This is a genomic window from Candidatus Thioglobus sp., from assembly GCA_028228555.1.
GTDB lineage: Bacteria > Pseudomonadota > Gammaproteobacteria > PS1 > Pseudothioglobaceae > Thioglobus_A.
Genome location: JAOJBP010000005.1, coordinates 1 through 25075, shown reverse-complemented (window position 1 = coordinate 25075; position 25075 = coordinate 1). Strand labels below are relative to the sequence as shown.

Below are 25075 nucleotides of genomic sequence, written 5' to 3'. Positions count from 1 at the left end.
AAATTGGAGATTTTATGGGTTTCATGACTGGAAAAAAGGCATTGATTGTTGGTGTTGCTTCTAATCGCTCGATTGCTTGGGGTATTGCTGAAGCGATGGCTAAACAAGGATGTGAGATTGCGCTTACTTATCAAAACGAAAAATTAAAAAAACGTGTTGATAAATGTGCTGAAGTATGTAACTCCAATATTGTTATTGAATGTGACGTCGCCACAGATGAAGGCATTCAGCAAACCTTTACAGAGCTTAAAAGCCACTGGGATAATTTTGACATTATCGTGCACTCAGTGGCATTTGCTCCTCGTGAAGCACTGAATGGAAATTATGTCGAAGTGACTACCCGTGAAAATTTTGCAGCAGCGCATGACGTTAGTTCATACAGCTTTACAGCCCTTGCTAAATATGCTTCATCCATGCTAAATGATAATGGTGCTCTGCTAACTGTTAGCTATCTAGGTGCTATTCGCGCCATCCCTAACTACAACGTCATGGGTGTTGCTAAGGCATCACTTGAGGCAAATGTGCGTTATATGGCTGCTGCACTTGGACCTGAGCGCGGTATTCGTGTTAATGCTGTATCTGCTGGTCCGATTAAGACATTGGCTGCTTCTGGTATTAAAGACTTTGGCAAGCTACTTGACTATGCAGCAGACTCTTCAGCACTTAAGCGTACCGTAACTACTGAAGAAGTAGGTAATGCAGCAGCCTTCTTATGTTCTGATTTAGCTTCTGGTATTACAGGTGAAGTAACCTATATCGACTCTGGTTACAGTTTTTATGATAAAGGTCCAGAATAAAGATAGAAAAAATTTTATTAAACAAAAAAAGCCTTGAAAATTCAAGGCTTTTTTGTGTCTATTTGTATCTTTTTATCTTAAGCCCTTTATAACTCCAAGCAATTTATAGTTTTGAATTAAACACTTTGATTTCAGCTTTAGATCTAAGTGCTTGCAAGATATTCACAAAAACTTCATTAGATTCAAAACCTAGCAATATCTTTTCAAGATTAGCTTTTGAAGCTTTAGACTTAGAAACCTTTACACCGGTTAAATTAATAACAAGTGCATTTCTTTTATCTAGACTCTGAGCGCTGAAGACCGGATCAGTTTTTGGTTTTGGTAATGCAAATACCTTGTTGACAATTGAGGTATTAGCTTTAGTGGTATCGCGCTTAACCCAGCCAATAGTTTCCCACTTAAGTGAGTTTTTACTCATTAACTGATCTACAGACTTCATATCACCAACTTTAGAAGAAGTAACAATTTGAGTAGCAATATTATCAACAAAAGTTTTAGCTAAAAGACGTGTTAAATGGGTGTTAATTTCACCCTTAACCTCTTTAAATGTTTTTTGACGCTGAGGTAGTTTTTGTTTCAAGTGAACCACAACAAAACGATTTTTATCTAACTCTAAAACTTCTGAATTTTCACCCTTATTAAGGACAACATCGCTAAATGCTGCTGCAACAATTTTAGCGTCGAGCTTTGTGTCCTCTCTATCAAAGAAATCACTCGTATTTATCTTAAGTGACATTTGACTAGATACTTCTTCCAGGTTGGCTTCATAAGAAAGATTGGCCAATTGCTCTCTTAAGTTGTATAGATCTTTCTGTGCTTGAGATTCTGTATAAAGTTGTGTTAACTCTGATTTAACACTATCAAAAGACTTGACGATGCCGGCCTTAATTTTGTTTAATTTAATAATATGATATCCGAACTCAGATTTGACCAAGCCACTTAGATCGCCTTCTTGCATAGAAAATGCACTCTCTTCAAAAGCACCAACCATCACACCACGGCCGAACAGGCCTAAATCACCGCCAGTATCTTTTGAGCCTGTATCCTGAGAATATTGAGCTGCTAACTTTGAAAAATCACCACCTTGGTTAAGTAAGTCTAATACCTTGTTAGCAGTTTCTTCAGTTGCTAATAGGATATGCTGCGCTTGACGCTCTTCTTCTGTTGTGAATCGAGCTTGCTCATCCTCATAGAAGTTAAATAACTCATCTTCTGTGACTTTGATAGTTTTGGCGACTTGAGCTAAAGAAAGCTCAACAAATTCAATTTTGGCCTGCTCAGGTGCAAAGAATGATTCTTTTTGATTATTGAAATAATCCTCAATACTTTTTTCATTCACATTCACTTTGGCTGTGTAATCATCAGCATTAAGTTTTATATAAGCAAACTCGCGCTGCTGATCATTAAGGTTTTGCAATCTTTCTAGTTGTGAAGGCAACATAAAAGCAGAGTCTAGTAAGTTATATTTAATTTGATTTTGTGTCAACTCTTTCGATCTAACAGATTCGTACTCAGCAGCTGTATAACCATTTAGCCTTAATAAATTTTTATATTTTTCTAGTGAAAAACGACCCTGCTCTTGAAACAAGTCGTTAGTTTGAATAATAGCGTTTAACTCTGAACCACTCGTCGCATGCGACATATCTTCAGCCAACTGATTAAGTAGGCGCTTATCAATCATTTGATTAACAATTGATTGCTTTAAAACCGTATCGAAATCTGTATCGTATTTTTCAGCTAATTTTTGCTGAAGCCGTCTTTTTTGTGGATTAAATTCAGCTAAAAACTCTTCTTTTGAAATTTCATCATCATCAATCGAAGCAACGACGATATTAGAGGCACCAGTAAAATATTCATTAACACCAAATAAGGCAAAAGGAACAGTGATTAAACCGACAATTAAATAGGCTACCCAGCCTTTGGTTTTGTTTTTAATAGAACTAAGCATAATAATAAGAGGGGGATTGATGCTTGAAAAACAAGCGTCAAAATTTAAATCATGAAAAACAAAGATTATAAACGAAAAAGTTTATAAAAAAAAAGGGTGTTTTTAGATTATTTAAATTTGATTTGAATTAGGGGGCCAATACTTGAAAAAGTAATGGCGGAGCGGACGGGATTCGAACCCGCGACGTCCTGCGTGACAGGCAGGCACTCTAACCAGCTGAGCTACCACTCCGAAATGTTTTTTTGGTGGGCGATACAAGACTTGAACTTGTGACATTCGCCTTGTAAGGGCGACGCTCTACCAACTGAGCTAATCGCCCAAAAAAACATATGCCCAACACTTAAGATTAAGCACCGGGCATATTATACTGAAAAAATCTTAAGAGTTAACTGATTCTTTAAGTAATTTACCTGCTTTAAATGCAGGTACTTTAGATGCTTTGATTTGAATCGCTGCGCCTGTTTGTGGGTTACGGCCAGTGCGTGCTGCACGGTCTCTTACTAAGAAACTACCAAAACCTGTAATTGCTACGCTATCGCCTGATGACAATGCTGTAGTGATTGCACCTGTTGTTGCGTCTAATGCGCGAGCTGCATCAGCTTTTGTTAAACCTGAATTCTCAGCAATTGCTGCTACTAAATCTGACTTATTCATTACTCTATTCTCCTATTTCGTAAATCATGTTTCATTATTAAAATTTGCTAAGCATTTATAACACTGCTTTGGATGAATTATCCATTAAATACCCATACTGTCAACGGATTTTTAAAAAAAAACAAAAAACTTTATGTATTAGTTTTTGCTGATATTTTAAGCTGTTGAATTAACGGTAAAATTTGCATATCCCAGATCTCTGGGGTTAATTGCCCGATGCGCTTAAATCGAATAATTCCCTGGCTATCGACTACAAAAGTTTCAGGTGTTGCATAAACACCGAGCTCCAATCCTAGCTTCCCCTGTTCGTCAAAAATAATTTGGTCATAAGGGTTTTTCAATCTATCTAAGAAAACTTGACCTTCTTTACGTGTATCTTTGTAATTAATACCAATCATATATACAGATTTAGATTGGGCAATATTCATCAAAGTTTGGTGTTCAGCTCGACAGGTTACACACCATGAAGCCCAAACATTAACCAGCGTAATTTTGCCTGTTAATTGGGATTGAGTGGAGTATTTTTCATCTGAGTTAAAGTCTTCTACGATTAAATCTGGAAAGGCTTTTCCAATTAAAGGTGAAGGTAGTTTTTTGGTATCACGACCTAGTCCATCATACAAAAACCAAGCAAGGATAACAAAGATGGCTAGTGGCAGAAATTTACCCATAACTACTTTTTACTTTTCTCTAATGCATCAGCCACTTCTGGCGGCATATAGTTTTCATCATGCTTCGCTAAAACCTCAGTTGCTATAAAGATTTCACCTACTAGTGAGCCTGTTGTAATAATACCCTGACCCTCTCTAAATAAATCTGGCAAGATGCCCGTATATTCGATTGTAAATTTATTCTTATTATCTGTTACATCAAAACTAACCATCATATCTTTTCGTATCACGCTGCCTTTAGCAACCAGACCACCTAAACGAAAAGTCTTACCAATTGGTGCTTTTCCTTCGGCTACTTCAGTAGGTGAATAAAAATAATTCGTATTACTGCCCAATGCTTGAAGCAACAAAGTGATAGCCAACACAGCACCTGCCAACAGTAAAGCCACTAATACCATTCTATTTTGTCTTTTAGTCATACTATAAATCCCTTAAATATTTAGAACGTAATTGTTTGATCGTATCACGATGAATACTTTTAGTTCTTATAAAAAGCAGTGCAATCGCAATAAATGTGATTCCGTATGAAAACCAAATATAACTAGCGTATTTGTCAAAGGCTAAAAGTGTAAATATTTCCATCATTTCTCACCTTTCATAATTAACTTCTTTACCCAGGTTGAGTTTTGCTCTGTGGTTAATATTTCATCTCGTGCTCGCATTAATACCAAAGCACCGTACAAAAATTTAAAGGCAAAACTAATAAGCATTAATGCAATAAACATATCTATTTGCATTGATACTTTATTAACGCCAATGGAGGCGCCTTGATGTAGGCTATTCCACCACTCGACTGAATAATAAATAATAGGAATATTAACCAAACCTACAATCGCTAAAACAGAACTGGCTTTAGAGGCGGTTTTTGGGTTGTCAAAGGCATTATTAAGAGAGATAAAGGCTAGGTATAAAAACAACAAAATAAGCTCTGAAGTTAAACGCGCATCCCAAACCCACCAAGTGCCCCACATAGGCTTACCCCATACAGCGCCTGTTACCAGTGCCAAAAATGTAAAAACAGCACCAATCGGAGCAGAAACTTTAGCCACAATATTAGCCAGTTTAATTTGCCAAATAAGGCCAATAGCGCCAGCAATTGCCATCACGATATAAATAAATAAACTCATCCACGCAGCGGGTACATGTACATACATTATTCGGACACTTTCACCTTGTTGATAATCTGCAGGAGAAGCAATCAAAGCCCAATATAAACCGACTAACGTTAAGCCGATAAAAGGATACAGAAACCAAGAAATAATCTTGGCGCTAGTTTGATAGAAATTTTTAGGGGAGGCAAATGCCTGAATCCATTTCCACATAATAATTAATAATTAAAAGTTGCGAATTATTTTAAGGATTTTTTAGCTACATTGTTGCGTAAATAAGTCGGTAATGGTAAATTACTATCCAACGATCCTCCACTTTTAATGTGTGCCAATGCTAAATCAATTAAATTTTCTGCTTTAGGATAAAAATCAGCATAATAAGTATCCACTCCTGTTGCATCGGTTAACTCTTGCTCATAAGCACCCCAACCAGTTCCCACCCCAATATAGCTAGAGTCAAGCTGTGAAACCTCACTAGGCTTGCTTAGCGCTTCATTAGCAAAGATACCTTGATCATAAAGCCCCCAATAAACCTCGTTCATGCGAGCGTCAAGTGCCACAGCGACTTTATTAACTTGGTATTTTTTGCTGGCGCCATAACCAACCAGCTCAAGTGTAGAAACACCTAAAGTAGGAATATCAAAAGCTAAAGACATTCCCTGTACTACGCTCACACACATTCGAACACCGGTAAATGCGCCTGGACCTTTCGTATAAACAATCAAATCAATGTCCGAAACACTCAACCCCGTTTCATCAAGCACTTCATCACATAAAGGCAGGATTAAACCTGAACTTTTAGACAAATCCTTTAAGAATCTTGATGTTTTATTTGATTGACTATACAAACTAACCGAGCAAACTTCCGTACAAGTATCAATAGCGAGAATATTTTTCATAGGCTTATTTTACAATCTTTTTATACTTATTGTATAAGTGCAAAACCAACTCTCTTCGCTTGGCTAATCTTTGTGGATGTTTAACTGGATGATAATAGCTTGGCCCTTTCACCAAAGCCACTAATGTTGCTATCTCTTCTGGACTTAATAAAGCTATTTTTTTATTAAAATAAAATTGCGCCGCATCCCTAAACCCATAGACTGGCTGAGAACCCTTTTGCCCTAGATAAACACTGTTCATATAGCGATTAAGAATAAACTCCTTATCGAAAGAAACCTCTAATAATATCGCCATTAAACCTTCTTTAAGCTTACGCTCGATAGTTTGCTCTCGAGTTAATAGAGAATTTTTAATCAACTGCTGAGTTAATGTGCTGGCACCTCGAAGCGGCTTGTCGTACATCCAGTAATCACGCAATACCCTTGCAATTTCTTGAAAATCTACACCTGAATGTTCAAAAAATGACTGATCTTCCGTTAATAAAAGCATATTAATCGCCACCCTAGATTGCTGCTCATAACTAATTTCATCAGCTTTATTAAAGTTAGAAAAATGATCATTAACCAAGTTATTAAGATACAACAAATACCCAGAAAATAAAAAACCTCCTATGAATATCAAATACTTAATCCATCGGCTAAAATTGAAATTATTAAACAATTGCATTATTCTTTTTTGATATATTCATTGAATTTTAACAAAAACTCTTGATTGTAGTCACTTTACGAGTATTAATAAAAATAGACTTAATAATTGTGGAAAACACCTAACTAGTATAAAATACGCAGTTCCCTTGCTTGATCACATGGTGTGGCAGGCTATTATTAATAACCATAAGGAGATACAACTCATGAGACATTATGAGATTACACTTATTGTGCACCCTGACCAATCGGCTCAGGTAAGTACAATGATGGATAACTACAAAGAAATCATCACAACAGGTGGTGGGCAAATTCATAGAGAAGAAGACTGGGGCCGTAAGCACCTAGCTTACCCAATCAACAAAATTTATAAAGCGCATTACTTATCAATGAACATTGAATGTGATCAAGATACGCTAGATAAGCTTAACTATAACTTCCGTTTTAACGATGCAATCCTTAGAAACTTAATCCTTTCTGAAGATAAAGCGATCACTGAGCCTTCAATTATGATGACTGCTAAAGACGAAGATAAAAAACCAGTTAGAAAATAGGAGAATATTATGGCTAAGCAACAAAAGAGAAAGCGTAGACCTCTAATTAAAGTTAATTCTTTTTGTCGTTTTACAGCGGCAGGTGTTACTAAGATTGACTATAAAGATGTTGATACATTATTAAAGAATATTGATGAAAGTGGTAAGATCACTCCATCAAGAATGACAGGTACGGCCGCTAAATTTCAGCGTCAGTTAACGACTGCCATTAAGAGAGCTAGATTTTTAGCTCTTATTCCTTACACTGATAAGCACAAGAAATAGGAGACCTGATCATGCAAGTAATTTTATTAGAAACAATTCAAAAATTAGGCACTTTAGGCCAGCTAGCTAACGTTAAAGCAGGTTATGCACGTAATTTTTTAATCCCTCAAGGTAAGGCTAAGCCAGCAACAAAAGCTAACTTAGCTGAATTTGAAGTATTAAAAGCAGGTTTAGAAGCTAAAGAAGCTGCTTCACTTAAGGATGCAAAGGCTATTGAAACTAAAATGGTTGGTACAGTTTGTACGATTAGCGCTAATGCAGGAGACGAAGGTAAATTGTTCGGCTCTATCACAACAGCTGATATTTCAGCTAGTTTGGCTAGTGCGGGTTTTGAAGTTGAGAAGCGTAACGTAAACATGCCTGAGGCTATTCGCCACACAGGTGAGTATGATATTAGTGTTACTCTACATTCTTCAATTTCAGTTGCTATTAAAGTAGTCGTTGAAGCGCAAGAAGAAGAGTAAAAATTTAGCTTAAAATTGAGTTAAAATTAAGAACCCTCGTAAGAGGGTTTTTTATTTTTTAGGCAAACCTATGAACATCGAAAACATAAAAATTCCACCTAACTCACTCGACTCAGAGCAGGCTGTTTTAGGTGGACTTCTGTTGCATAATGACGCTTGGGATCAGGTCGCCGACATTTTAACTGAGGTTGATTTCTACAATGCCTCTCATCGAATTATCTTTGAGGCTATCTCCACCCTACTTCATCATGATCGTCCAGCAGATATTCTTACCGTTAAAGAACATGTTAAAAAAACAGGCAATGAGGAAACCATTGGTGGTTTTGTTTATTTGGCTCAAATTGCTGAAAACACGCCCAGTATTTCAAACATTGAAGCTTATGCCAAACATGTTCGTGAACTAAGTGTCTATCGTCAACTTATTGTTGCCAGTCATGAGATTGCAGATACTGCCTATAATCCAAAAGAAATGGAAGTTCAACAACTTATTGATCTTTCTGAAAAGAAAATTTTTGAAATTGCCGAGCAAGTAACTCGTGGTAAAAAAGATATTGTTAATGTTAAAGATATCATCAAGGATGTTGTTAATCGTGTTCATGAAATGCAAGAAACTGAAGGTGTTACCGGTTTGGAAACTGGCTTTAGCGAGCTAGATAAACTCACCTCAGGACTTCAAAATGGTGATCTTATCATTGTTGCCGGTCGCCCTTCCATGGGTAAAACTGCTTTTTCAATGAACATTGTTGAGCATGTCGCTATTACTGCTAAAGAGCCTAAACCTGTAGCGGTCTTTAGCTTGGAGATGCCGACAGAAGCTTTAGTGATGCGAATGATTACTTCTTTTGGTCATATTAAAGGTGAAAACCTTAAAGACACCATGACTGAAACAGATTGGAATAGTTTTAATCATGCAGTTTTAGCGTTAGAAAAATCAACTGTTTTAATTGATGAAACACCTTCTATCACCCCAACCGAAATTCGCGCAAAATGTCGTCGCCTTAAACGTCAGTATCCTGATTTAGCTCTGATTATGGTGGACTACTTACAACTTATGGTTGTAAATGGTAAGGGTGAAAACAGAGTACAAGAAATTTCAGAAATTTCTCGATCCCTCAAGGCGCTAGCTAAAGAAATTAACGTACCTGTTATTGCATTATCTCAGCTCAATCGCGGTGTAGAATCTCGACCTAAAGCAGGCAAAGGTCGCATGCCACAGATGTCTGATTTGCGTGAATCTGGCTCTATTGAGCAAGATGCAGATATTATTGCTTTTATCTATCGTGATCAACAATATCATGATGATTCTTATTCAAATCCTGAGGAAATTGGCAAGGCAGATCTGCAAATTGCAAAACACAGAAATGGTTCAACTGGTAGACTTAAACTTGCCTTTATTGGTGAGTATGCACGCTTTGAAAATCTAGCCAATGAAGATCAGTTCCAAGGAATGCCTGATGACCAAATAAATGCAGCTTATAACAACAATTTATCTAACTTTGACCAAGAGCCCTTCTAGTTTTTTATGCACGCTGTAGCAGCTATTTCACAATCAGCACTTGCCCACAACTTATCGGTTGTTCGCTCATATGCACCTAACTCAAAAATTATTAGTATGGTTAAGTCTAATGCTTATGGCCATCATCTTGATTTAGTAAAGCCTTTACTGCAAGCTGACATTCTTGCAGTAAGCGAGCTTAGTGAAGTGCGTTCACTTAGAAAACTGACTAATAAGCCTATCTTGCTATTACCTGGTATTTTTAATGAAGTTGACCTACAAGAAGCTATTAAGCTGAATTGCCATCTTGTTTTTCATGATTTATCTCAACTAACAGTTATCAAGAACAGCAAAGATCCCATTAATCTATGGATTAAAGTTGATACGGGTATGCATCGATTGGGTCTTCCAATTAACGAATTAGACCTGACTTTAAATCAGCTGAAGAATAATTCAAATATTCATATTGAATGTGTTATGACTCATTTTGCTTGTGCTGACGAACCTGCTCATATTAAAAATTCTCAGCAATTTGAAGCCTTTAGTAATCTAAATATTCAGCATTATTCTCGTTCTATGGCAAATTCAGCAGCGATTATGAGCCTAGATAAATCGCACTTTGACTATGTGCGCCCCGGCATTATGCTTTATGGCGCTTCACCATTTTCAAACATTAATGAACAACTAATGCCTGCCATGGAGCTATCCGCTCCGATTCTTAGTTTGAAAACAATTAAAGCTGGTGAGAGTGTTGGATATGGCGCAACTTGGACAGCCAAAAAAGACTCACGTATAGTTACTATTGGTATTGGCTATGGTGATGGCTACCCTCGCCATGCTAAAACTGGTACGCCGGTAATGATCAACAACACTTTATGTACATTAGCAGGGCGCGTGTCCATGGATCTTATTTGTGCTGATATTGGAGATTTAGAGGTTAATGTCGGTGATATCGCTATCTTGTGGGGTAATAGTAAACTTCGTGTCGAAACTGTTGCTTCTTATAGTGATACCATTAGTTATGAGCTTTTAACGGGTGTAAGTTCACGAGTATCCTTTATCCAACGTGCCTAAACTTATTCAAATTAGTGATTGTCATATTGATGATCAGCGTTTAGCCATGGGGGTTGATTCTCAAAAAAATCTTCAATCTATTATTGAGTATATTCAAACTGTTAAGTCTGATGCTTTATTAATTAGTGGCGATTTAACTCATCATGGCACATTGAATTCTTATCGAATTTTGAAAAAAATACTGTCACCTATTAAGCGGTCAATTTTTGTCATTAAAGGCAATCATGATGATGCGGAAAATCTAGGGCAAGTTTTTAAAGATAACTTATTTAAAACTTTTAGATTGGATAATTGGGAAGTTATTAGTATTGACTCTGTACAAACAGGAAAAACTAGTGGCTTAGCGAGTGAAGCTGCTTTACTAGAGCTTGATGATACTTGTTTAAATTCTAATGCAGATCATGTTATGGTGGTTCTACACCATCCTATTGTGCCAATGAATAGTAGCTGGGATGACGAATTGTCACTTGAAAATTCTCAAGATTTATTTAAAGTATTAGACAAACACTCTAAAATACGTAGCATTGTATTTGGCCATGCACATGAAGCAAGTGAATTTTTTCGACTTGGAAAAAGAATCATCTCATGTCCCTCTACCGCCTTACAATTTAACCAAGAAACAAGAATTGGCTTTAATGAGTTTGAGCTACACAAAAACGGAACGATTAACTTAAAAACACAATGGATTTAGAATCTCAGTATTTAAATAATTTATACAATTTGCGTCAATCAAAGACTTACAGTGACGTATCGCAATTATTTGAACTAAATTATCAAAAACTCACAAAGCTTATTCCGCTTATTAAACAAACTGCACATAATAGTATTATTAAACATGCTAAGTATCCAGACCTTCACTTAATTGTGGAAGAACGCTTTGCTTATACTGGTATTTTTACCTTAACCCACATTCTTGGTGATAACGTTCAAAAGCCAGATATTAAATTTAAAGTATATTTTGATGCGCAGCTTGTTGAGGTGCTCTCAGTTTGCAATGAGAGCGTTTTAAATAATGATCATCCATATTTAGCACGATGTGGAGATATGGATATACAATGGGAGTTAAATCTATTCATCGAAAGGTGGCTAGATTATTGTTTAGACAAATATCAGGGAGAATCGTGGCAGACGCTGTAGATCCAAAAGCAAAAGAAAAATTAGTGGTTGCTATTTCATCTAGAGCCTTGTTTGATTTAGACGAATCACACCAAATTTTCAAGCAACAAGGTGTTGAAGCTTATGCCAAGCATCAAGAGGAGAATGAAGAGGTTGTTTTGCCTCGTGGTGTAGGGTTTTCTTTAGTCAAGAAATTACTCTCCCTTAATACTAAGAAAAATCCAATTGATGTCATCTTACTGTCTAGAAATAGCGCAGATACAGGTTTGCGTATTTTTAATTCTATTGAGCATTATGGTTTAAATATTTCTCGCGCAGCTTTTACACGTGGTGAAAGTACTCATAACTTAGTAGGCGCTTTTGAAGCTGATCTATTTTTATCAAGCAACTATCAAGATGTACAAAAGGCATTGGAATCTGGTTTTGCAGCTGCCTCTATTGTTGGCTCAAGCTCTAAAGATTCTCACGAAACTCAACTTAGAATTGCTTTTGATGGTGATGCAGTTATCTTTTCTGATGAATCTGAAAAGATATTTCGGGAAAAAGGTATTGATGCCTTTGAAGAGAATGAAAGAAAATCTGCTAATGTTGAATTAAAGGCTGGCCCTTTTAAATGTTTTTTAAAGTCATTGCACAAAATTCAATCGGCCTTTCCTGTTGAAAATAACCCGATTCGAACGGCGCTAGTTACTGCGCGCTCTGCACCCTCTCATAAGCGTGTTATTCATACCATGCGTGAATGGGGGATACGTATTGATGAGTCTTTCTTTTTAGGTGGGCTGGATAAGGGCGTTTTCTTGAAAGAATTTAGTGCAGATATTTTTTTTGATGATCAACACTCGCATTGTAAATCTGCTTCTCAATATGTCCCTACTGGGCACGTCCCTAATGGTATTAGTAATTCATGAATTTTGATACTAAAGCTTTTTTAAGTAGCTCCCTATCTACTGCTAAAATTATTGTATTTACAGTTATTCCTTATTTTTTACTGGCTGAATTGCTCATGTATTTTGAGTTAATGCCCATTATTGCTCAAGTGTTTGAGCCTTTTACCACTTTGCTTAATCTACCACCAGAGGCTGCGCTAGCGTTAGCATCTGGTGTTTTTCTAAATTTATATGCCGCCATAGCTTTTGCCGCACCATTGGGATTAAGTGTTTACGATTGGACGGTACTGGGTTTATTTTTAGGCGTACTTCATTCTATTCCTGTCGAATCAGCAATTATGAAGAAATTGGGTATTGATTGGCTACACTCAGTTGGTTTTAGACTGGCCATGGCCTTTGTTGTGCTGACGCCGCTAATCATTATCCCAACAGAGCTTTTATTTGACAATCCAGATCAAATTGCCAGTGCCCTATATCAGCCTACATTAGTAGTGGCGGATAATTTCACCGACTTTATATTGCAAAAAAGTTATGAGGCCGCTTTACTGGCGGTTGAGATTATTATCTTAGTCAGTTTGGTTATTTTTGTTGTAACGATTATCAAAGGTTTAAAAATTTTACAAAAATTTGATCACCATCTTAGCACAGTTATGGCGCTAGTTACCGGTCTACTAATTGGCATTACTTATGGTGCAGGGGTGCTTCTCAAAGAAGCTCGCTATATGAGTAAAAAACAAGTGATCTCAGTGTGTTATTTTTTGATGGTGGCGCACGCTATTATTGAAGACACCCTACTGTTTGTATTTTTTGGCGCTGATATTTTCTTGCTCATAGGAATTCGCTTATTTTTTGCTATTTTGGTATTTTTTGCGATCTCAATTTATTACAAACCAAGTAACACTTAATACAGAGTGAGTCCAAGTAATTATCGGTAAAATAACCCTTTAATATTATCTCAAATAATAAAATGAGCAAAAAAATCCAGGCCATTCGTGGCATGAACGATCTACTACCCAAAGACTCTGATCTTTGGACGTTTGTAGAACGTACAATTGCTGATTTATTTATTTCTTATGGCTATAAGAATATTCGCACTCCTGTGGTTGAAAAAACTGACACCTTTTGTCGTGCGATTGGTCAAGCAACTGACATTGTTGAAAAAGAAATGTACTCTTGGAATGAAGCTAATGGTGATTCTTTGAGCTTACGCCCAGAAGGTACTGCTGGTTGTGTGCGTATGATGATTGAACATAATCTTCCTCGCGAAGGCATTCAGAAAATTTTTTATCAAGGCGCTATGTTTAGACATGAGCGTCCACAAAAAGGACGTTACCGCCAATTTCATCAAGCTGGTCTTGAAGTGTTTGGCGCCTCAGATGCGAAAGTAGATGCTGAACTAATGATGATGACACATAGCCTGTGGCAAAAATTAGGTTTGAAAAATGTCACTCTTGAAATTAATACTCTAGGCTCTAATGAGGCAAGAAAAAGCTTTAGAGAGATTTTAGTGGCGTATTTTTCTGCGCATAAAGACCAGCTAGACGAAGACAGTCTTAGACGCCTTGAAACCAATCCATTAAGAATTCTTGATAGTAAAAATAAAGATATGCAGTCTTTAATTAATGACGCACCTAAACTCATGGAACACCTAGATGTTGAATCTGCACAGCATTTTGAACAATTCAAAGCCTATTTAAAAGCCTTAGATATTGATTTTGTCATTAACACTCGTTTAGTCCGAGGCCTTGATTATTACAATCGTACAGTTTTTGAATGGACCACAGATGATCTTGGCGCACAAGGAACAATATGTGCCGGTGGTCGCTATGATGGTTTGGTTGAAAAAATGGGTGGCAAACCAACAACAGCTGCTGGACTTGCCATTGGTTTAGAGCGCCTTATTTTATTAATAGAAGAGCAGGCAATAGCTATTAAAACAAAGCAGATTTCTATTTACATCATAACGCCAAGTGATGATGCTCAACTTAAGTCTATGCAAATAGCCAGCTCACTTCATGATGCTATTGCAGATGTAATTATCTATAATGATATCTCTTTGGGCAGTTTCAAGAGTCAATTTAAAAAAGCAGATAAAGCCGATGCCGACTTTGCTCTAATTTTGGGTGAAGAAGAGCTAAATAATGGTCAAGTTAGCATTAAACCATTAAAATCTCATGAGTCACAACAAGCCCTAAGCCTAGATGAGGCGATTAAGTATTTTAAGGATTACACATGAAAAATTTTATTGAAGTAGGTAAGACGGAAGACGAGCAAGCTCAACAAATCAAAAAATGGATTAAAGAAAATGGTCTTCAAATTGTTGTTGGCATCTCTCTTGGACTGGGTGGAATTTGGGGGCTAGGCGCTTATAAAACATACCAGAATGAACAATCTATTCAAGCAAGGTCTTTGTATCTAAATACTGCCTCATCAGATAGTGAGGCTGCTTTTGAAGCGCTAAGTTCTAGTCATTCTGACAGTGGATACACGCAACAAGCTGGCTTAATACTAGCAAAAAATGCTGTTAAAAAACAAGACTATGAATCAGCTTTACAACATCTATCAACCCTAGTAAATGCTGATAATGATTTAATTGCTATCGTCGCCAACATGAGAATAGCTAGCATTCAACTTGAGATGGGCAAGTTTAAAGAGGCGATTAGTACACTCGATAGTAAATCACCCGGTGAATTTAACGGCTTATATAGTCAATTAAAAGGTGACATTTATGTTGCTGATAATCAGATTGATAAAGCCAAAGAGCAATACAAACTTGCTTTGAGTCAAATTTCTAGAGATTCAGAATTACAAAGTTTAATTAGCATTAAACTAGCCGACCTTAACTAATTATAAAAATACCATGGGCCTACCCACTATTTCTCTTGTTGGACGCCCAAATGTCGGCAAGTCAACCTTATTTAATCGCTTAAGTCACTCTCGTCAGGCACTAGTATCTGACTTTGAGGGTTTAACTCGTGATCGACAATATGCAGAAGTTTTGCTAGATGATGATAGTGAAACATTTGCCACTATTATTGACACTGGCGGCCTAACTAACGAAGATAATATCATTGATAGTGGTATCGAGGGTCAGGTTTTAAATGCACTTGAAGAGTCTGATGTTATCTACTTTATTGTCAGTAGTCGTGATGGTGTCATTGGTTTAGACCTAGAAATTGCTTCACGCTTACGACGACTCAAAAAAGAAATAATTCTTGTCTGTAATAAATCTGAAGGTTTAGATGAAGTCAAAGCAGCTGAATTTTATGAATTAGGTCTTGGAACCCCTAGGCTGATTTCAGCAGAGCATGGCCAAGGTATTGCAGAATTAATTGAGCACACCTTACCCCTTCTGCCTAAGTCACAAATCGATGAAGAGGAAGTGGAGGTTGATGGTATTGCTGTTGCTGTTCTTGGTAGGCCTAATGTTGGGAAATCAACACTTATCAACCGAATTTTAGGTGAAGAGAGAGTAATGGCAGTTGACATGCCGGGTACTACGCGTGATAGTATTTATATTCCATTTGAGCGTGAAAATCAAAAATATACTTTAATAGATACCGCTGGTATTCGACGAAAGCGTTCTACTCATGAAAAAATAGAAATCTTCTCAATTATTAAGGCCATTGATGCATTAGATCGATCACATGTGGTTATTTTAGTACTAGATGCTCGTGAAGGTGTCACTGAACAAGATGCAACGTTACTAGGCATGATTTCTGATAAAGGCCGAGCATTACTTATTGTGCTGAATAAATGGGATGGCTTAGATGAGTATCAAAAATTAGAAGTTAAACGAAAATTAGACGTTAAACTCTCGTTTGTTAATTATGCCAGTGTGCATTATATTTCTGCCCTTCATGGATCAGGTGTTGGAAAACTATTTGCACCTATTGTTAGAGCATATACAAATGCAGGTACTAAGCATTCAACTTCAACCTTGAACAAAATTTTGGAAGCGGCTAATCATGGTCATCAGCCGCCACCTGTTAAAGGCAGACGTTTAAAAATTAAATACGTTAATCAGACAGATGTCTTTCCGCCGACACTTACCTTTCATGGGAACCACCTTCAAAGCGTCCCAAATGCGTATGATCGTTACTTAAAGAATTTCTTTATCAATGCCTTAAAGTTAACTAATACACCTTTAAGAATCGAATATAAGAGTGGCGAGAACCCTTTTAAAGATAATAAGAATGAATTAAACGCACGACAGCTAACTAAAAGGCGTCGCTTAATGCAATTTATTAAGAAAAGAAAAAAGCGCTAAAGCGCTTAATCTAAAAACTTTATACGTGCATCGGCAAGCTCGATCGTAATGTGGAGCTCTGCATACGAATTTTCATGAATCATCGCTTGTGAAGGGTCATCACTACAAGCACAACCTGATACTATTTCACAAAAGAATACACCTATTGTCAGGCTAGCAAACTGCTCATTCATTGTTTTGGACAGAATGGTGATCTCGATACTTTCTTTATAAATAACGCCACTGTGAGAGCAGTGCTGAGAAAGAGGTATATCGTCGAGGTTTAAAGTGTCAAAGGTATGCTTAAAATACTGAGAAAAATCATCATCCCAGTGCTCTAGCGCCTCTTTAAACATTTAAGAAGAAAGAATTAAATTATGCGCTTCATTAGCTGCTTGAATAAAGCTCTCAAACAATGGATGACCATCTCTAGGGGTTGATGTAAATTCTGGATGGAACTGGCACGCAACAAACCAAGGATGGTCTTTAACTTCAACCATCTCAACCAAGCTACCATCAATAGATTTTCCAGAAATAATCAAACCTGCCTCTTCAACTTTTTTTATTAATGTGTTATTAACTTCATAACGATGGCGATGGCGCTCTATAATAACATCTTGGCCATAAATATTTCTAGATTTAGTGCCACTAACCATAGCACATTCTTGACCGCCAAGACGCATAGTGCCGCCTAAATCAGAATCTTCATCACGAGTTTGAAAACTGCCATCTTCATCTTGCCATTCGGTAATAAGACCAACAACCGGGTAAGGCGTATTTTCATTAAATTCAGTACTATTAGCTTCTTTCATTCCAGCCACGTTTCGTGCGTATTCAATAACTGCAACTTGCATACCCAAACAAATCCCCAAATAAGGAATTTTGTTTTCACGAGCATATTGAGCTGTTGCAATCTTACCTTCAACGCCTCGATTACCAAAGCCACCTGGCACTAATATAGCACTCATTTCACTTAAACAGCCAGCGCCATTTTTTTCAATTTCTTCAGAATCAAAATAATGAATACATACTTTTGTACTGGTATTAATACCTGCGTGCAATAATGCCTCAGAAAGAGATTTATACGCCTCTGTTAGATCGATGTATTTACCTACCATGGCAATATCAACACTAGATTTAGGGGTGTTTAGTTTTTCAATAACCCTATCCCATTCACTAAGATCAGTTGGCTTGCAATTAATCTGCAATTTTTTAATCACTACCTCATCTAAGCCTTGCTCATGCAAAGCTCCAGGAACTTTATAAATCGTATCAACATCTAAAGAAGTAAATACTGAATTAGCTGGCACATTAGTAAAAAGTGCAATTTTTTCACGCTCTGCATCAGGGAGTGGGTATTCTGAACGACAAATTAGGATATCAGGCTGAATACCAATTCCACGCAACTCTTTAACTGAATGCTGAGTTGGTTTAGTTTTCAACTCGCCTGCTACTTTAATATAAGGCAACAAGGTTAAATGAATAAACAGCGTATTTTCACGGCCCAACTCAAGGCTCATTTGTCTAATTGCTTCTAAGAAAGGTAGGGACTCAATGTCACCTGCAGTTCCACCAATCTCAACAAGAGCAACGTCAGCATCTTGAGCACCCGCTTGAGCTAAGGCTTTTATTTCATTGGTAATATGTGGAATAATTTGAACAGTAGCGCCAAGGTAATCACCACGACGCTCTCGCTCAATTACATTTTGATAAACACGTCCTGCTGTAAAGTTGTTTTTCTTACCTAGCTGTTGACGAATAAAACGCTCGTAATGACCTAAGTCAAGGTCGGTTTCAGCACCATCATTGGTAACAAAAACCTCACCATGTTGAAACGGACTCATGGTACCAGGATCAACATTAATATAAGGATCAAGTTTAAGCATGGTCACATTAAGACCGCGAGATTCTAAGATAGTAGCCAATGAGGCTGAAGCGATTCCCTTGCCCAAAGAAGAGACAACGCCGCCTGTAATAAAGATGTATTTTGTTGCCATGAAAAGTAGCAAAGTTGAAATGGTTATGATACACAAAACTGTGTAGAATATGGAGCTGTCGAAATCAATTTATTATCAATGCAATATAAACAGTTTGTCTCCCGCCTATTTTTCTACTTAAAACAGCACATTGGCAAGCTCATCTTTACTTCTGTTGTGATGATTTTGGCAACTGCTCTAGAGACCTCGATTCCAGAAATTACTGGACAAATTGTTGACGAGCTATTTGTCAGCGAGAGAAGCGAAAGTTTAGCATTTATTTATGCATTAGTATTATTTGGTATTTTCGCTTTAAGCTCTATTTTTTCACTAATATCAATAGCAACTAGCTCATGGGTATCCAACAAGGTTATCGCTGATTTAAGAATAGATATGTTTGCTAAATTACTTAAATTGCCTAATTCCTATTTTGACCAGCACCCCACAGGAAAAACTTTATCAAAGCTTACTTTTGATGTAGAACAAATTGCTGCTACTGCCTCCACTATTTGGCTAGAGTTTATTAAATCATCAATAACAGTAATTATTCTCATTAGCTACTTATTTTATAAAAATTTGCAACTTAGCTTAAGCTTAATTATAGTTTTACCTTTGGTGTATTTTATTGTTAAATTATCATCAGATCGTATGCGAGGAGCGAGCATCAAAGTACAAAAATCCATGGGTAACATGACGCACCTTTTGGATGAAAATATTTCAGGCTCTTCATTGGTTAAAATTTATCATGCGCAAAATCAGGAGAGTAATAAATTTAGTAATCTAATTAAAAATATTCGCCAACAGCGATTTAAAGTAGACATGTCAAGTGCTTCTAATACAAGTTTTGTCAATACTTTATTGGGGCTATCTTTGGCCAGTGTTGTATATTTTTCATCAACCTCTTTGCAGATGACTGCTGGTGAATTCTTATCGTTCTTTACTGCCATGGCTATGTTAAACAAGCCAGCTAAAAGTTTGGTAAATATTAACAAACCTTTGCAAACTGCTATGGCTGCTGGTGAAAGTGTGTTTGAACTTCTTGATGAACAAGAAGAGCCAAATCAAGGATCGAAAGTTTTATCGAATTCAAAAGGTGGTATTAAATTTAGCGATGTTTCGTTTGGCTATCAGAGTGGAAAAACTGTTCTTAATAAAATCAACTTAGATATCACTCCTGGTGAAACCATTGCATTGGTTGGCTCAACTGGTAGCGGGAAAACTACTATTATTCAATTAATAACTCGTTTTTACAGTCCAACACAGGGATCTATTAGTATTGATGGTGTTGATATTAAAAAGTTTGATATTGATTCATTACGCTCTCAAATCTCTTTTGTTGATCAAAATGTACGTTTATTTAATGACACTGTCAAAGGTAATATTGCACTGGGACAAACTCAAGTAATGAGTGATAAAAAGATTAAGCATGCTGCTGATGTTTCCAATGCATCTGTATTTATTGAGCAAATGGAAGACGGTTTTGATACTGAAATTGGTGAGGATGGCACTAAACTTTCTGGTGGACAGCGCCAACGTTTGGCTATTGCCAGAGCAATCGCTAAAGACAGTCCCATTTTAATTTTAGATGAGGCAACTTCCGCACTAGACTCTGCCACTGAAAAACAAGTTCAAGAAGCTATTGATGAAATGCAAAAAGATCGAACTACTATTATCATAGCACATAGGCTAAGCACTATTCAAAAGGCCGATAGAATTATTGTTTTACGTCAAGGTAATATTATTGAGCAAGGCTCTCATCAAGAATTACTAGATCAAAAAGGTGAATATGCTTCGCTCTATAATCACCAATTTAAAAGCTAGCCTTTAATTACCAGCATTTTGTGTTCAAGCATATCTTTCATACTATAGCCAATACCACCGATTCCATAGCCTGAATGTTTGCGACCTGCAAATGGCATCCAATCTACTCTGAAAGTTGTGTAATCATTAATCATCACTGCGGAAGCCTCTAAGCTCTTAGCAATATCCATTGCTTTAGATATATCGTCACTAAACACAGATGCTTGGAATGAAACATCTAAGCTATTAGCATCTGAGATTGCATTTTTAATATCTTTATAGCCATATATACAAACAACAGGGCCAAAAATTTCACTGGTCGATACCTTAGATGTTTTAGAGGGATTAAGTAAAACAGTCGGTTCATAGCTTACATCGTTAATTCGCTTCCCACCTGTTATCACTTGCGCACCCTGTTCAACTGCCTCATTAACCCAGGATTCTATTCTATCAGTCTCTTTAGGTAGGATAAGAGGGCCTAAGTCACTATCTTCATTGATTGCATCGCCAACTACTTGCTTGGCAGCAATATCAGCAATTTTCTGAGCTAGTTCAATTGCTCGGCTTTGTGGCACATACACACGTTGAACAGATACACAAACTTGTCCTGAGTGATACATACTAGCTTTAACAACACCATTAGCAAATGCCTCTTCATCTGAACACTGATCAAAAATAAGTGGCGCTACGCCACCATGCTCTAAAGCACAACGAGTACCAGGTGCAAGTTTTGATTTAAGATACCAGCCTACTTTAGCAGAGCCAATAAAGCTAAAAAAAGCAACACGTGGATCTGTCACCAATTTTTCAGAATTTTTTCTATCAGTCAGAGCAACTTGCACCCAACCCTCTGGCAGGCCAGCTTGTAAAATAAGCTCTGCTAGTCGTAATGTCGACAAAGGAGTGACTGCAGCTGGCTTAATAATGACAGGACAACCTGCTGCGATTGCAGGAATAACCTGATGAATGGCTAAATTCAACGGATGATTAAAAGCGCTCACCGCCACCACTAGACCAATTGGCTCTAAAATTGTAAAGGCTTTGCGTCCACTCCCTGCAGCACTCAAATCCATAGGTACTTCAAAGCCTTGAATACTTTGAATTTCAGTAATAGCGATATGAATACCGCAAACTGCGCGCGTCACTTCAACTCGTGCATCACGAATTGGCTTACCACCTTCATTGGCAATCAGTTGTGAAAATTGTTCATGCTCATTAGCCACTAAATCTGCTAAATTTCTTAGAATGTTGATACGCTCATAAATCGGCAACGCACCTTCAAGATGTTTCTTTTGCCCAATAGACAGCATTTGATCTACTTGGGGGCCATCATGCATTTGAAGTTCTTTTAATACTTCACCTGTATAAGCCTGTTTAACCTGTAATAAATTTGACATATTTAGCCTAGTTTTGAAATTGTTTTAAATCATCCAATAGAGTTTTGGTATTTTGAGAGTAATCAATCGGTAAATCAATCACATGCACACCGCCATCGGCAAATGCTTTTTCCATAGTGGGAATAAGCTCTTCACTAGAAGAGATTCTATGCCCAATGGCACCATAACTATTTGCATACATAACAAAATCTGGATTGTTAAAATCAAGAGCAAAATCAGGCAGATCTTGCCCTTTTTGCTTCCATTTAATCATGCCATAACCACTATCATTAAAAATAACAGTAATCAAATTAAGCTTAAGCCTTACTGCTGTCTCTAACTCTTGGGAATTCATCATAAAACCACCATCCCCACATACTGCTACTACTTGACGATCTGGATACATAAGGGCGCAGGCCATCGCAGATGGAAGTCCAGCCCCCATAGTTGCCAATGCATTATCTAGTAGCAAAGTATTAGGTTGATATGCATGATAATGCCTGGCAAACCAAAGTTTAAACATGCCGTTATCTAATGCTACAATACCATCATCTTTAAGTACCTTTCTAACATCTGCAACGACACGTTGTGGCAACATTGGAAATGATGTATCGTTATCTAAAGAATGAATAGCTTTGCGAGTTTTTTCACGAATGGACTCTACCCATTCACGATCACAAGCATGGCATTCGTCAAGGGATTCATTAATTCGGTCTATTGAATTGGAAATATTACCAACCACATCAACCTGTGGATAATAGATATCATTGATTTGTGCGGCATGAAAGTTAATATGGATTACTTTTTGTTCGTCACCTTTCATAATAAATGGTGGCTTTTCAATAATATCATGACCCACATTAATAATTAAGTCTGCTTTTTTAATAGCTTCATGTACATAATCTTTTGAAGAAAATGCTGCGGTTCCAATAAAATTAGACTCATCGCCACTTAATACACCTTTACCCATTTGAGTGTTAAAAAACATAATGCCTGTCTTTTTAACAAAATCAGACAACGGCTGCCTTATCCGTTTACGATTGGCGCCTGCACCCACTAATAATAAAGGTCTTTTAGCAGCTTTAATCACATTTACTGCCTTTTCAATGGCACGATCACTAGCAAACACACGGTGAATGGTCTGCCTAGGAAAAACCCTATCATCTGCCACTTCTTCACCAGCAATATCTTCTGGTAATTCTAAATGCACTGCACCAGGTCGCTCTGTTTCTGCAATACGAAATGCATTACGAACCAATGAAGGAATTTGCCTTCCATAAATAATCTGTTCTGAATTTTTAACCAAAGGCTCCATCATCCTAACAATATCTAAGATTTGAAATTTTCCTTGCAAGCCTGCTTTAATTGGTTTTTGTCCTGTAATAACTACAAGTGGCATACCGCCTAATTGAGCAAAAGCAATAGCAGTTACAAAATTAGTAGCACCTGGACCCAGGGTTGATAAACATACACCGGCTCTACCAGTTAGACGACCATATGTTGCGGCCATAAATGCTGCTGCCTGCTCATGACGCGTTAGAATAAACTTTATTTTTGAATCACGTAACGACTCTAAGAAATCAAGATTTTCCTCACCTGGAATACCAAATATATACTCTACTCCTTCATTCTCTAAAGCTTTTATAAATAAGTCTGACGCTTTCATTCTGCTTCTCCTTCAACACATAGTGGACATAGTTCGTTCATAGAGATGGATTTACCATCAGGTTGTACAATTCTAACATGCGTTCGATTTAAGAGATGTACCTCTTTAACGCCGCAAGAATGGGCAATAATTTCAACTGTTTTAGTCATATTATCAACATAATTTGCAACTTTAGCTGCCTTATTTTTGGGATTTAAGCCTTTTTGTAAACGCTTATTGTTCGTGGTAATACCAGTTGGACAAGTGTTTTTATTGCATTTTAGTGATTGAATACAACCAATTGCAAACATAAAGCCGCGTGCTGACGTCACAAAATCGGCACCAGCACAAATTGCCCAAGCCACATCTGAAGGTGTGATCATCTTGCCAGAAGCAATGACTTTAATTCTATCCTCCAAACCATGCTGAATAATTTTGTCTACCACTAGCGGTAAAGCTTCTTTTAGTGGTAAGCCTACATTATCCATTAGTGCCATAGGTGCTGCACCGGTTCCACCATCACCACCATCAATCGTAATAAAATCAGGTGCTGATGCCGCGCCGCGCTTATTGACTTCAGACAATAAAGCTTCTAACCATTTGATGTCACCAATAACTGTTTTAAAGCCGACAGGTTTGTCGGTAACATCTCGAACATGGTTAATCATATCGAGCAATTCAATAGTATTGGAAACTTCAATATGACGATTTGGAGAAATAGAATCTTCTCCTTTTGGTATGCCTCGAATTTTTGAAATTTCGGTGTTAACCTTAATACCTGGCAAAATTCCACCCTTGCCTGGCTTGGCACCTTGTGATATTTTAATTTCAAACATTTTTACTTGATCATATTGAGCGATATCAGCTAATTTTTGATCATTCAAACTACCATCATCATTTCTTACGCCATATTTGGCGGTACCAATTTGAAACACAAGATCTGCACCACTTTTAAGATGATAAGGACTTAGCCCGCCCTCGCCTGTATTCATCCAGCAATTTGCTTTTTTTGCACCGCCAGACAAAGCCAACACTGCAGGTTTAGAAATAGCGCCATAACTCATGCCTGAGATATTGAAGATTGAACTAGCTTTATAAGGATTCTTACTATAACCTTCACCAATTGTTATAGCTCTAGTTTGAACGGCATCACTATCAAGCATTGGAAATGGGCAGTTAATGAAAATAATCGAACCTGGTATATTGAGATTTTTAGTGGATCCAAAGGCAATCGTATTATCTTTATCACTTGAGGCTCGATTAACCCACTGACGCTCAGCTCGATTAAATGGCATCTCTTCACGATCCATCGCAAAGAAATATTGACGAAAAAACTCTCCTAAATTACTGAATAAATAGCGAAAATGCCCGACAACAGGATAGTTTCTTAAAATGGCATTCTTACTTTGACTTATGTCAAATACAAAGGTTACTAAGATAATAGCAAATACA

At 37.2% G+C, this 25075-nt stretch carries 27 protein-coding genes and 2 tRNA genes; 14 read left to right on the top strand and 15 right to left on the bottom strand.

Annotated features, from left to right (window positions below; translation table 11 throughout):
* The first annotated feature begins 14 nt into the window (after positions 1–14).
* On the top strand, positions 15–797 hold the full coding sequence (locus N9Y32_03795; protein ID MDB2590134.1) for an enoyl-ACP reductase: 783 nt from the start codon (positions 15–17) through the stop codon (positions 795–797).
* 103 nt (positions 798–900) lie between these two features.
* Here the strand turns inward: N9Y32_03795 and N9Y32_03790 are convergent, their stop codons facing one another.
* From N9Y32_03790 to N9Y32_03745, 10 genes are all read right to left on the bottom strand, one after another.
* The gene (locus N9Y32_03790) at positions 901–2745 is read right to left on the bottom strand and encodes a SurA N-terminal domain-containing protein (GenBank protein ID MDB2590133.1); all 1845 of its coding nucleotides are present in this window, start codon (positions 2743–2745) and stop codon (positions 901–903) included.
* Positions 2746–2899: 154 nt separating this feature from the next.
* Positions 2900–2976 (bottom strand) — tRNA-Asp (locus N9Y32_03785).
* A 12-nt stretch (positions 2977–2988) separates the two neighbouring features.
* A tRNA-Val gene (locus N9Y32_03780) sits at positions 2989–3064 on the bottom strand.
* 59 nt (positions 3065–3123) lie between these two features.
* The gene (locus tag N9Y32_03775) at positions 3124–3399 is read right to left on the bottom strand and encodes an HU family DNA-binding protein (protein ID MDB2590132.1); all 276 of its coding nucleotides are present in this window, start codon (positions 3397–3399) and stop codon (positions 3124–3126) included.
* Positions 3400–3530: 131 nt separating this feature from the next.
* Entirely contained in the window at positions 3531–4070 is a 540-nt protein-coding gene (locus N9Y32_03770) for a DsbE family thiol:disulfide interchange protein (GenBank protein MDB2590131.1), read from the bottom strand.
* 2 nt (positions 4071–4072) lie between these two features.
* On the bottom strand, positions 4073–4489 hold the full coding sequence (gene ccmE / locus N9Y32_03765) for a cytochrome c maturation protein CcmE (GenBank protein ID MDB2590130.1): 417 nt from the start codon (positions 4487–4489) through the stop codon (positions 4073–4075).
* Position 4490: 1 nt separating this feature from the next.
* Positions 4491–4652, bottom strand: coding sequence for a heme exporter protein CcmD (gene ccmD / locus N9Y32_03760; GenBank protein ID MDB2590129.1), 162 nt, complete (start codon positions 4650–4652; stop codon positions 4491–4493).
* Positions 4652–5392, bottom strand: a complete 741-nt coding sequence (locus tag N9Y32_03755) for a heme ABC transporter permease (protein MDB2590128.1) — start codon at positions 5390–5392, stop codon at positions 4652–4654. The genes ccmD and N9Y32_03755 overlap by 1 nt, the downstream gene beginning before the upstream one ends.
* Positions 5393–5418: 26 nt before the next feature.
* On the bottom strand, positions 5419–6078 hold the full coding sequence (gene tsaB / locus N9Y32_03750) for a tRNA (adenosine(37)-N6)-threonylcarbamoyltransferase complex dimerization subunit type 1 TsaB (GenBank protein MDB2590127.1): 660 nt from the start codon (positions 6076–6078) through the stop codon (positions 5419–5421).
* Positions 6079–6082: 4 nt separating this feature from the next.
* Positions 6083–6661 carry a transglycosylase domain-containing protein gene (locus tag N9Y32_03745; GenBank protein MDB2590126.1) on the bottom strand — a complete coding sequence of 193 codons (579 nt, stop codon included), beginning with the start codon at positions 6659–6661 and terminating at the stop codon, positions 6083–6085.
* Positions 6662–6929: 268 nt separating this feature from the next.
* Between N9Y32_03745 and rpsF the strand changes: the two genes are divergently transcribed.
* The 12 genes from rpsF (at position 6930) to der (ending at position 16847) form a co-directional block, all read left to right on the top strand.
* Positions 6930–7277, top strand: a complete 348-nt coding sequence (rpsF, locus tag N9Y32_03740) for a 30S ribosomal protein S6 (protein MDB2590125.1) — start codon at positions 6930–6932, stop codon at positions 7275–7277.
* Between the two features lie 9 nt (positions 7278–7286).
* Entirely contained in the window at positions 7287–7541 is a 255-nt protein-coding gene (rpsR, locus tag N9Y32_03735; GenBank protein ID MDB2590124.1) for a 30S ribosomal protein S18, read from the top strand.
* 11 nt (positions 7542–7552) lie between these two features.
* Complete coding sequence (gene rplI / locus N9Y32_03730) at positions 7553–8005, top strand: 50S ribosomal protein L9 (GenBank protein MDB2590123.1); 453 nt, start codon at positions 7553–7555, stop codon at positions 8003–8005.
* 70 nt (positions 8006–8075) lie between these two features.
* A complete protein-coding gene (gene dnaB / locus N9Y32_03725) occupies positions 8076–9521 on the top strand; it encodes a replicative DNA helicase (GenBank protein ID MDB2590122.1) in 1446 nt (481 codons plus the stop codon).
* Between the two features lie 6 nt (positions 9522–9527).
* The gene (alr, locus tag N9Y32_03720; protein ID MDB2590121.1) at positions 9528–10574 is read left to right on the top strand and encodes an alanine racemase; all 1047 of its coding nucleotides are present in this window, start codon (positions 9528–9530) and stop codon (positions 10572–10574) included.
* Complete coding sequence (locus tag N9Y32_03715) at positions 10567–11265, top strand: metallophosphoesterase (GenBank protein ID MDB2590120.1); 699 nt, start codon at positions 10567–10569, stop codon at positions 11263–11265. Before alr ends, N9Y32_03715 begins: the two co-directional genes overlap by 8 nt.
* Positions 11256–11711, top strand: coding sequence for a DUF1249 domain-containing protein (locus N9Y32_03710; GenBank protein MDB2590119.1), 456 nt, complete (start codon positions 11256–11258; stop codon positions 11709–11711). Before N9Y32_03715 ends, N9Y32_03710 begins: the two co-directional genes overlap by 10 nt.
* On the top strand, positions 11696–12598 hold the full coding sequence (locus N9Y32_03705; GenBank protein MDB2590118.1) for a 5'-nucleotidase: 903 nt from the start codon (positions 11696–11698) through the stop codon (positions 12596–12598). Before N9Y32_03710 ends, N9Y32_03705 begins: the two co-directional genes overlap by 16 nt.
* Positions 12595–13482: a nucleoside recognition protein gene (locus N9Y32_03700; GenBank protein MDB2590117.1), complete on the top strand. Its 888-nt coding sequence runs from the start codon at positions 12595–12597 to the stop codon at positions 13480–13482. Before N9Y32_03705 ends, N9Y32_03700 begins: the two co-directional genes overlap by 4 nt.
* A 62-nt stretch (positions 13483–13544) precedes the next feature.
* Positions 13545–14813, top strand: a complete 1269-nt coding sequence (gene hisS / locus N9Y32_03695) for a histidine--tRNA ligase (protein MDB2590116.1) — start codon at positions 13545–13547, stop codon at positions 14811–14813.
* Entirely contained in the window at positions 14810–15424 is a 615-nt protein-coding gene (locus N9Y32_03690) for a tetratricopeptide repeat protein (protein ID MDB2590115.1), read from the top strand. Before hisS ends, N9Y32_03690 begins: the two co-directional genes overlap by 4 nt.
* A 13-nt stretch (positions 15425–15437) precedes the next feature.
* On the top strand, positions 15438–16847 hold the full coding sequence (gene der, locus N9Y32_03685; GenBank protein MDB2590114.1) for a ribosome biogenesis GTPase Der: 1410 nt from the start codon (positions 15438–15440) through the stop codon (positions 16845–16847).
* A gap of 5 nt (positions 16848–16852) precedes the next feature.
* Here der and N9Y32_03680 read toward each other — a convergent pair whose 3' ends face one another.
* Complete coding sequence (locus N9Y32_03680) at positions 16853–17182, bottom strand: hypothetical protein (GenBank protein ID MDB2590113.1); 330 nt, start codon at positions 17180–17182, stop codon at positions 16853–16855.
* Positions 17183–18823, bottom strand: coding sequence for a CTP synthase (locus N9Y32_03675; protein MDB2590112.1), 1641 nt, complete (start codon positions 18821–18823; stop codon positions 17183–17185).
* Between the two features lie 78 nt (positions 18824–18901).
* Between N9Y32_03675 and msbA the strand changes: the two genes are divergently transcribed.
* The gene (msbA, locus tag N9Y32_03670; GenBank protein MDB2590111.1) at positions 18902–20623 is read left to right on the top strand and encodes a lipid A export permease/ATP-binding protein MsbA; all 1722 of its coding nucleotides are present in this window, start codon (positions 18902–18904) and stop codon (positions 20621–20623) included.
* Here msbA and N9Y32_03665 read toward each other — a convergent pair.
* The 3 genes from N9Y32_03665 to N9Y32_03655 all read right to left on the bottom strand — a co-directional run.
* Positions 20620–21999, bottom strand: a complete 1380-nt coding sequence (locus tag N9Y32_03665) for an aldehyde dehydrogenase family protein (GenBank protein MDB2590110.1) — start codon at positions 21997–21999, stop codon at positions 20620–20622. The two genes, msbA and N9Y32_03665, sit on opposite strands and share 4 nt — an antisense overlap.
* 7 nt (positions 22000–22006) lie before the next feature.
* The gene (locus N9Y32_03660) at positions 22007–23644 is read right to left on the bottom strand and encodes an acetolactate synthase large subunit (GenBank protein ID MDB2590109.1); all 1638 of its coding nucleotides are present in this window, start codon (positions 23642–23644) and stop codon (positions 22007–22009) included.
* On the bottom strand, positions 23641–25075 hold a 1435-nt coding region (locus N9Y32_03655; GenBank protein ID MDB2590108.1), incomplete at its 5' end, for an FMN-binding glutamate synthase family protein. The genes N9Y32_03655 and N9Y32_03660, both read right to left, overlap by 4 nt.

Excerpts from the sequence above, each read along its gene's own strand:
- N9Y32_03795 (MDB2590134.1), top strand. The coding sequence starts at position 15 with ATGGGTTTCATGACTGGAAAAAAGGCATTGATTGTTGGTGTTGCTTCT.
- N9Y32_03790 (MDB2590133.1), bottom strand. The coding sequence starts at position 2,745 with ATGCTTAGTTCTATTAAAAACAAAACCAAAGGCTGGGTAGCCTATTTA.
- N9Y32_03775 (MDB2590132.1), bottom strand. The coding sequence starts at position 3,399 with ATGAATAAGTCAGATTTAGTAGCAGCAATTGCTGAGAATTCAGGTTTA.
- N9Y32_03770 (MDB2590131.1), bottom strand. The coding sequence starts at position 4,070 with ATGGGTAAATTTCTGCCACTAGCCATCTTTGTTATCCTTGCTTGGTTT.
- ccmE (MDB2590130.1), bottom strand. The coding sequence starts at position 4,489 with ATGACTAAAAGACAAAATAGAATGGTATTAGTGGCTTTACTGTTGGCA.
- ccmD (MDB2590129.1), bottom strand. The coding sequence starts at position 4,652 with ATGGAAATATTTACACTTTTAGCCTTTGACAAATACGCTAGTTATATT.
- N9Y32_03755 (MDB2590128.1), bottom strand. The coding sequence starts at position 5,392 with ATGTGGAAATGGATTCAGGCATTTGCCTCCCCTAAAAATTTCTATCAA.
- tsaB (MDB2590127.1), bottom strand. The coding sequence starts at position 6,078 with ATGAAAAATATTCTCGCTATTGATACTTGTACGGAAGTTTGCTCGGTT.
- rpsF (MDB2590125.1), top strand. The coding sequence starts at position 6,930 with ATGAGACATTATGAGATTACACTTATTGTGCACCCTGACCAATCGGCT.
- rpsR (MDB2590124.1), top strand. The coding sequence starts at position 7,287 with ATGGCTAAGCAACAAAAGAGAAAGCGTAGACCTCTAATTAAAGTTAAT.
- rplI (MDB2590123.1), top strand. The coding sequence starts at position 7,553 with ATGCAAGTAATTTTATTAGAAACAATTCAAAAATTAGGCACTTTAGGC.
- dnaB (MDB2590122.1), top strand. The coding sequence starts at position 8,076 with ATGAACATCGAAAACATAAAAATTCCACCTAACTCACTCGACTCAGAG.
- alr (MDB2590121.1), top strand. The coding sequence starts at position 9,528 with ATGCACGCTGTAGCAGCTATTTCACAATCAGCACTTGCCCACAACTTA.
- N9Y32_03710 (MDB2590119.1), top strand. The coding sequence starts at position 11,256 with ATGGATTTAGAATCTCAGTATTTAAATAATTTATACAATTTGCGTCAA.
- N9Y32_03700 (MDB2590117.1), top strand. The coding sequence starts at position 12,595 with ATGAATTTTGATACTAAAGCTTTTTTAAGTAGCTCCCTATCTACTGCT.
- hisS (MDB2590116.1), top strand. The coding sequence starts at position 13,545 with ATGAGCAAAAAAATCCAGGCCATTCGTGGCATGAACGATCTACTACCC.
- N9Y32_03690 (MDB2590115.1), top strand. The coding sequence starts at position 14,810 with ATGAAAAATTTTATTGAAGTAGGTAAGACGGAAGACGAGCAAGCTCAA.
- der (MDB2590114.1), top strand. The coding sequence starts at position 15,438 with ATGGGCCTACCCACTATTTCTCTTGTTGGACGCCCAAATGTCGGCAAG.
- N9Y32_03680 (MDB2590113.1), bottom strand. The coding sequence starts at position 17,182 with ATGTTTAAAGAGGCGCTAGAGCACTGGGATGATGATTTTTCTCAGTAT.
- N9Y32_03675 (MDB2590112.1), bottom strand. The coding sequence starts at position 18,823 with ATGGCAACAAAATACATCTTTATTACAGGCGGCGTTGTCTCTTCTTTG.
- msbA (MDB2590111.1), top strand. The coding sequence starts at position 18,902 with ATGCAATATAAACAGTTTGTCTCCCGCCTATTTTTCTACTTAAAACAG.
- N9Y32_03665 (MDB2590110.1), bottom strand. The coding sequence starts at position 21,999 with ATGTCAAATTTATTACAGGTTAAACAGGCTTATACAGGTGAAGTATTA.
- N9Y32_03660 (MDB2590109.1), bottom strand. The coding sequence starts at position 23,644 with ATGAAAGCGTCAGACTTATTTATAAAAGCTTTAGAGAATGAAGGAGTA.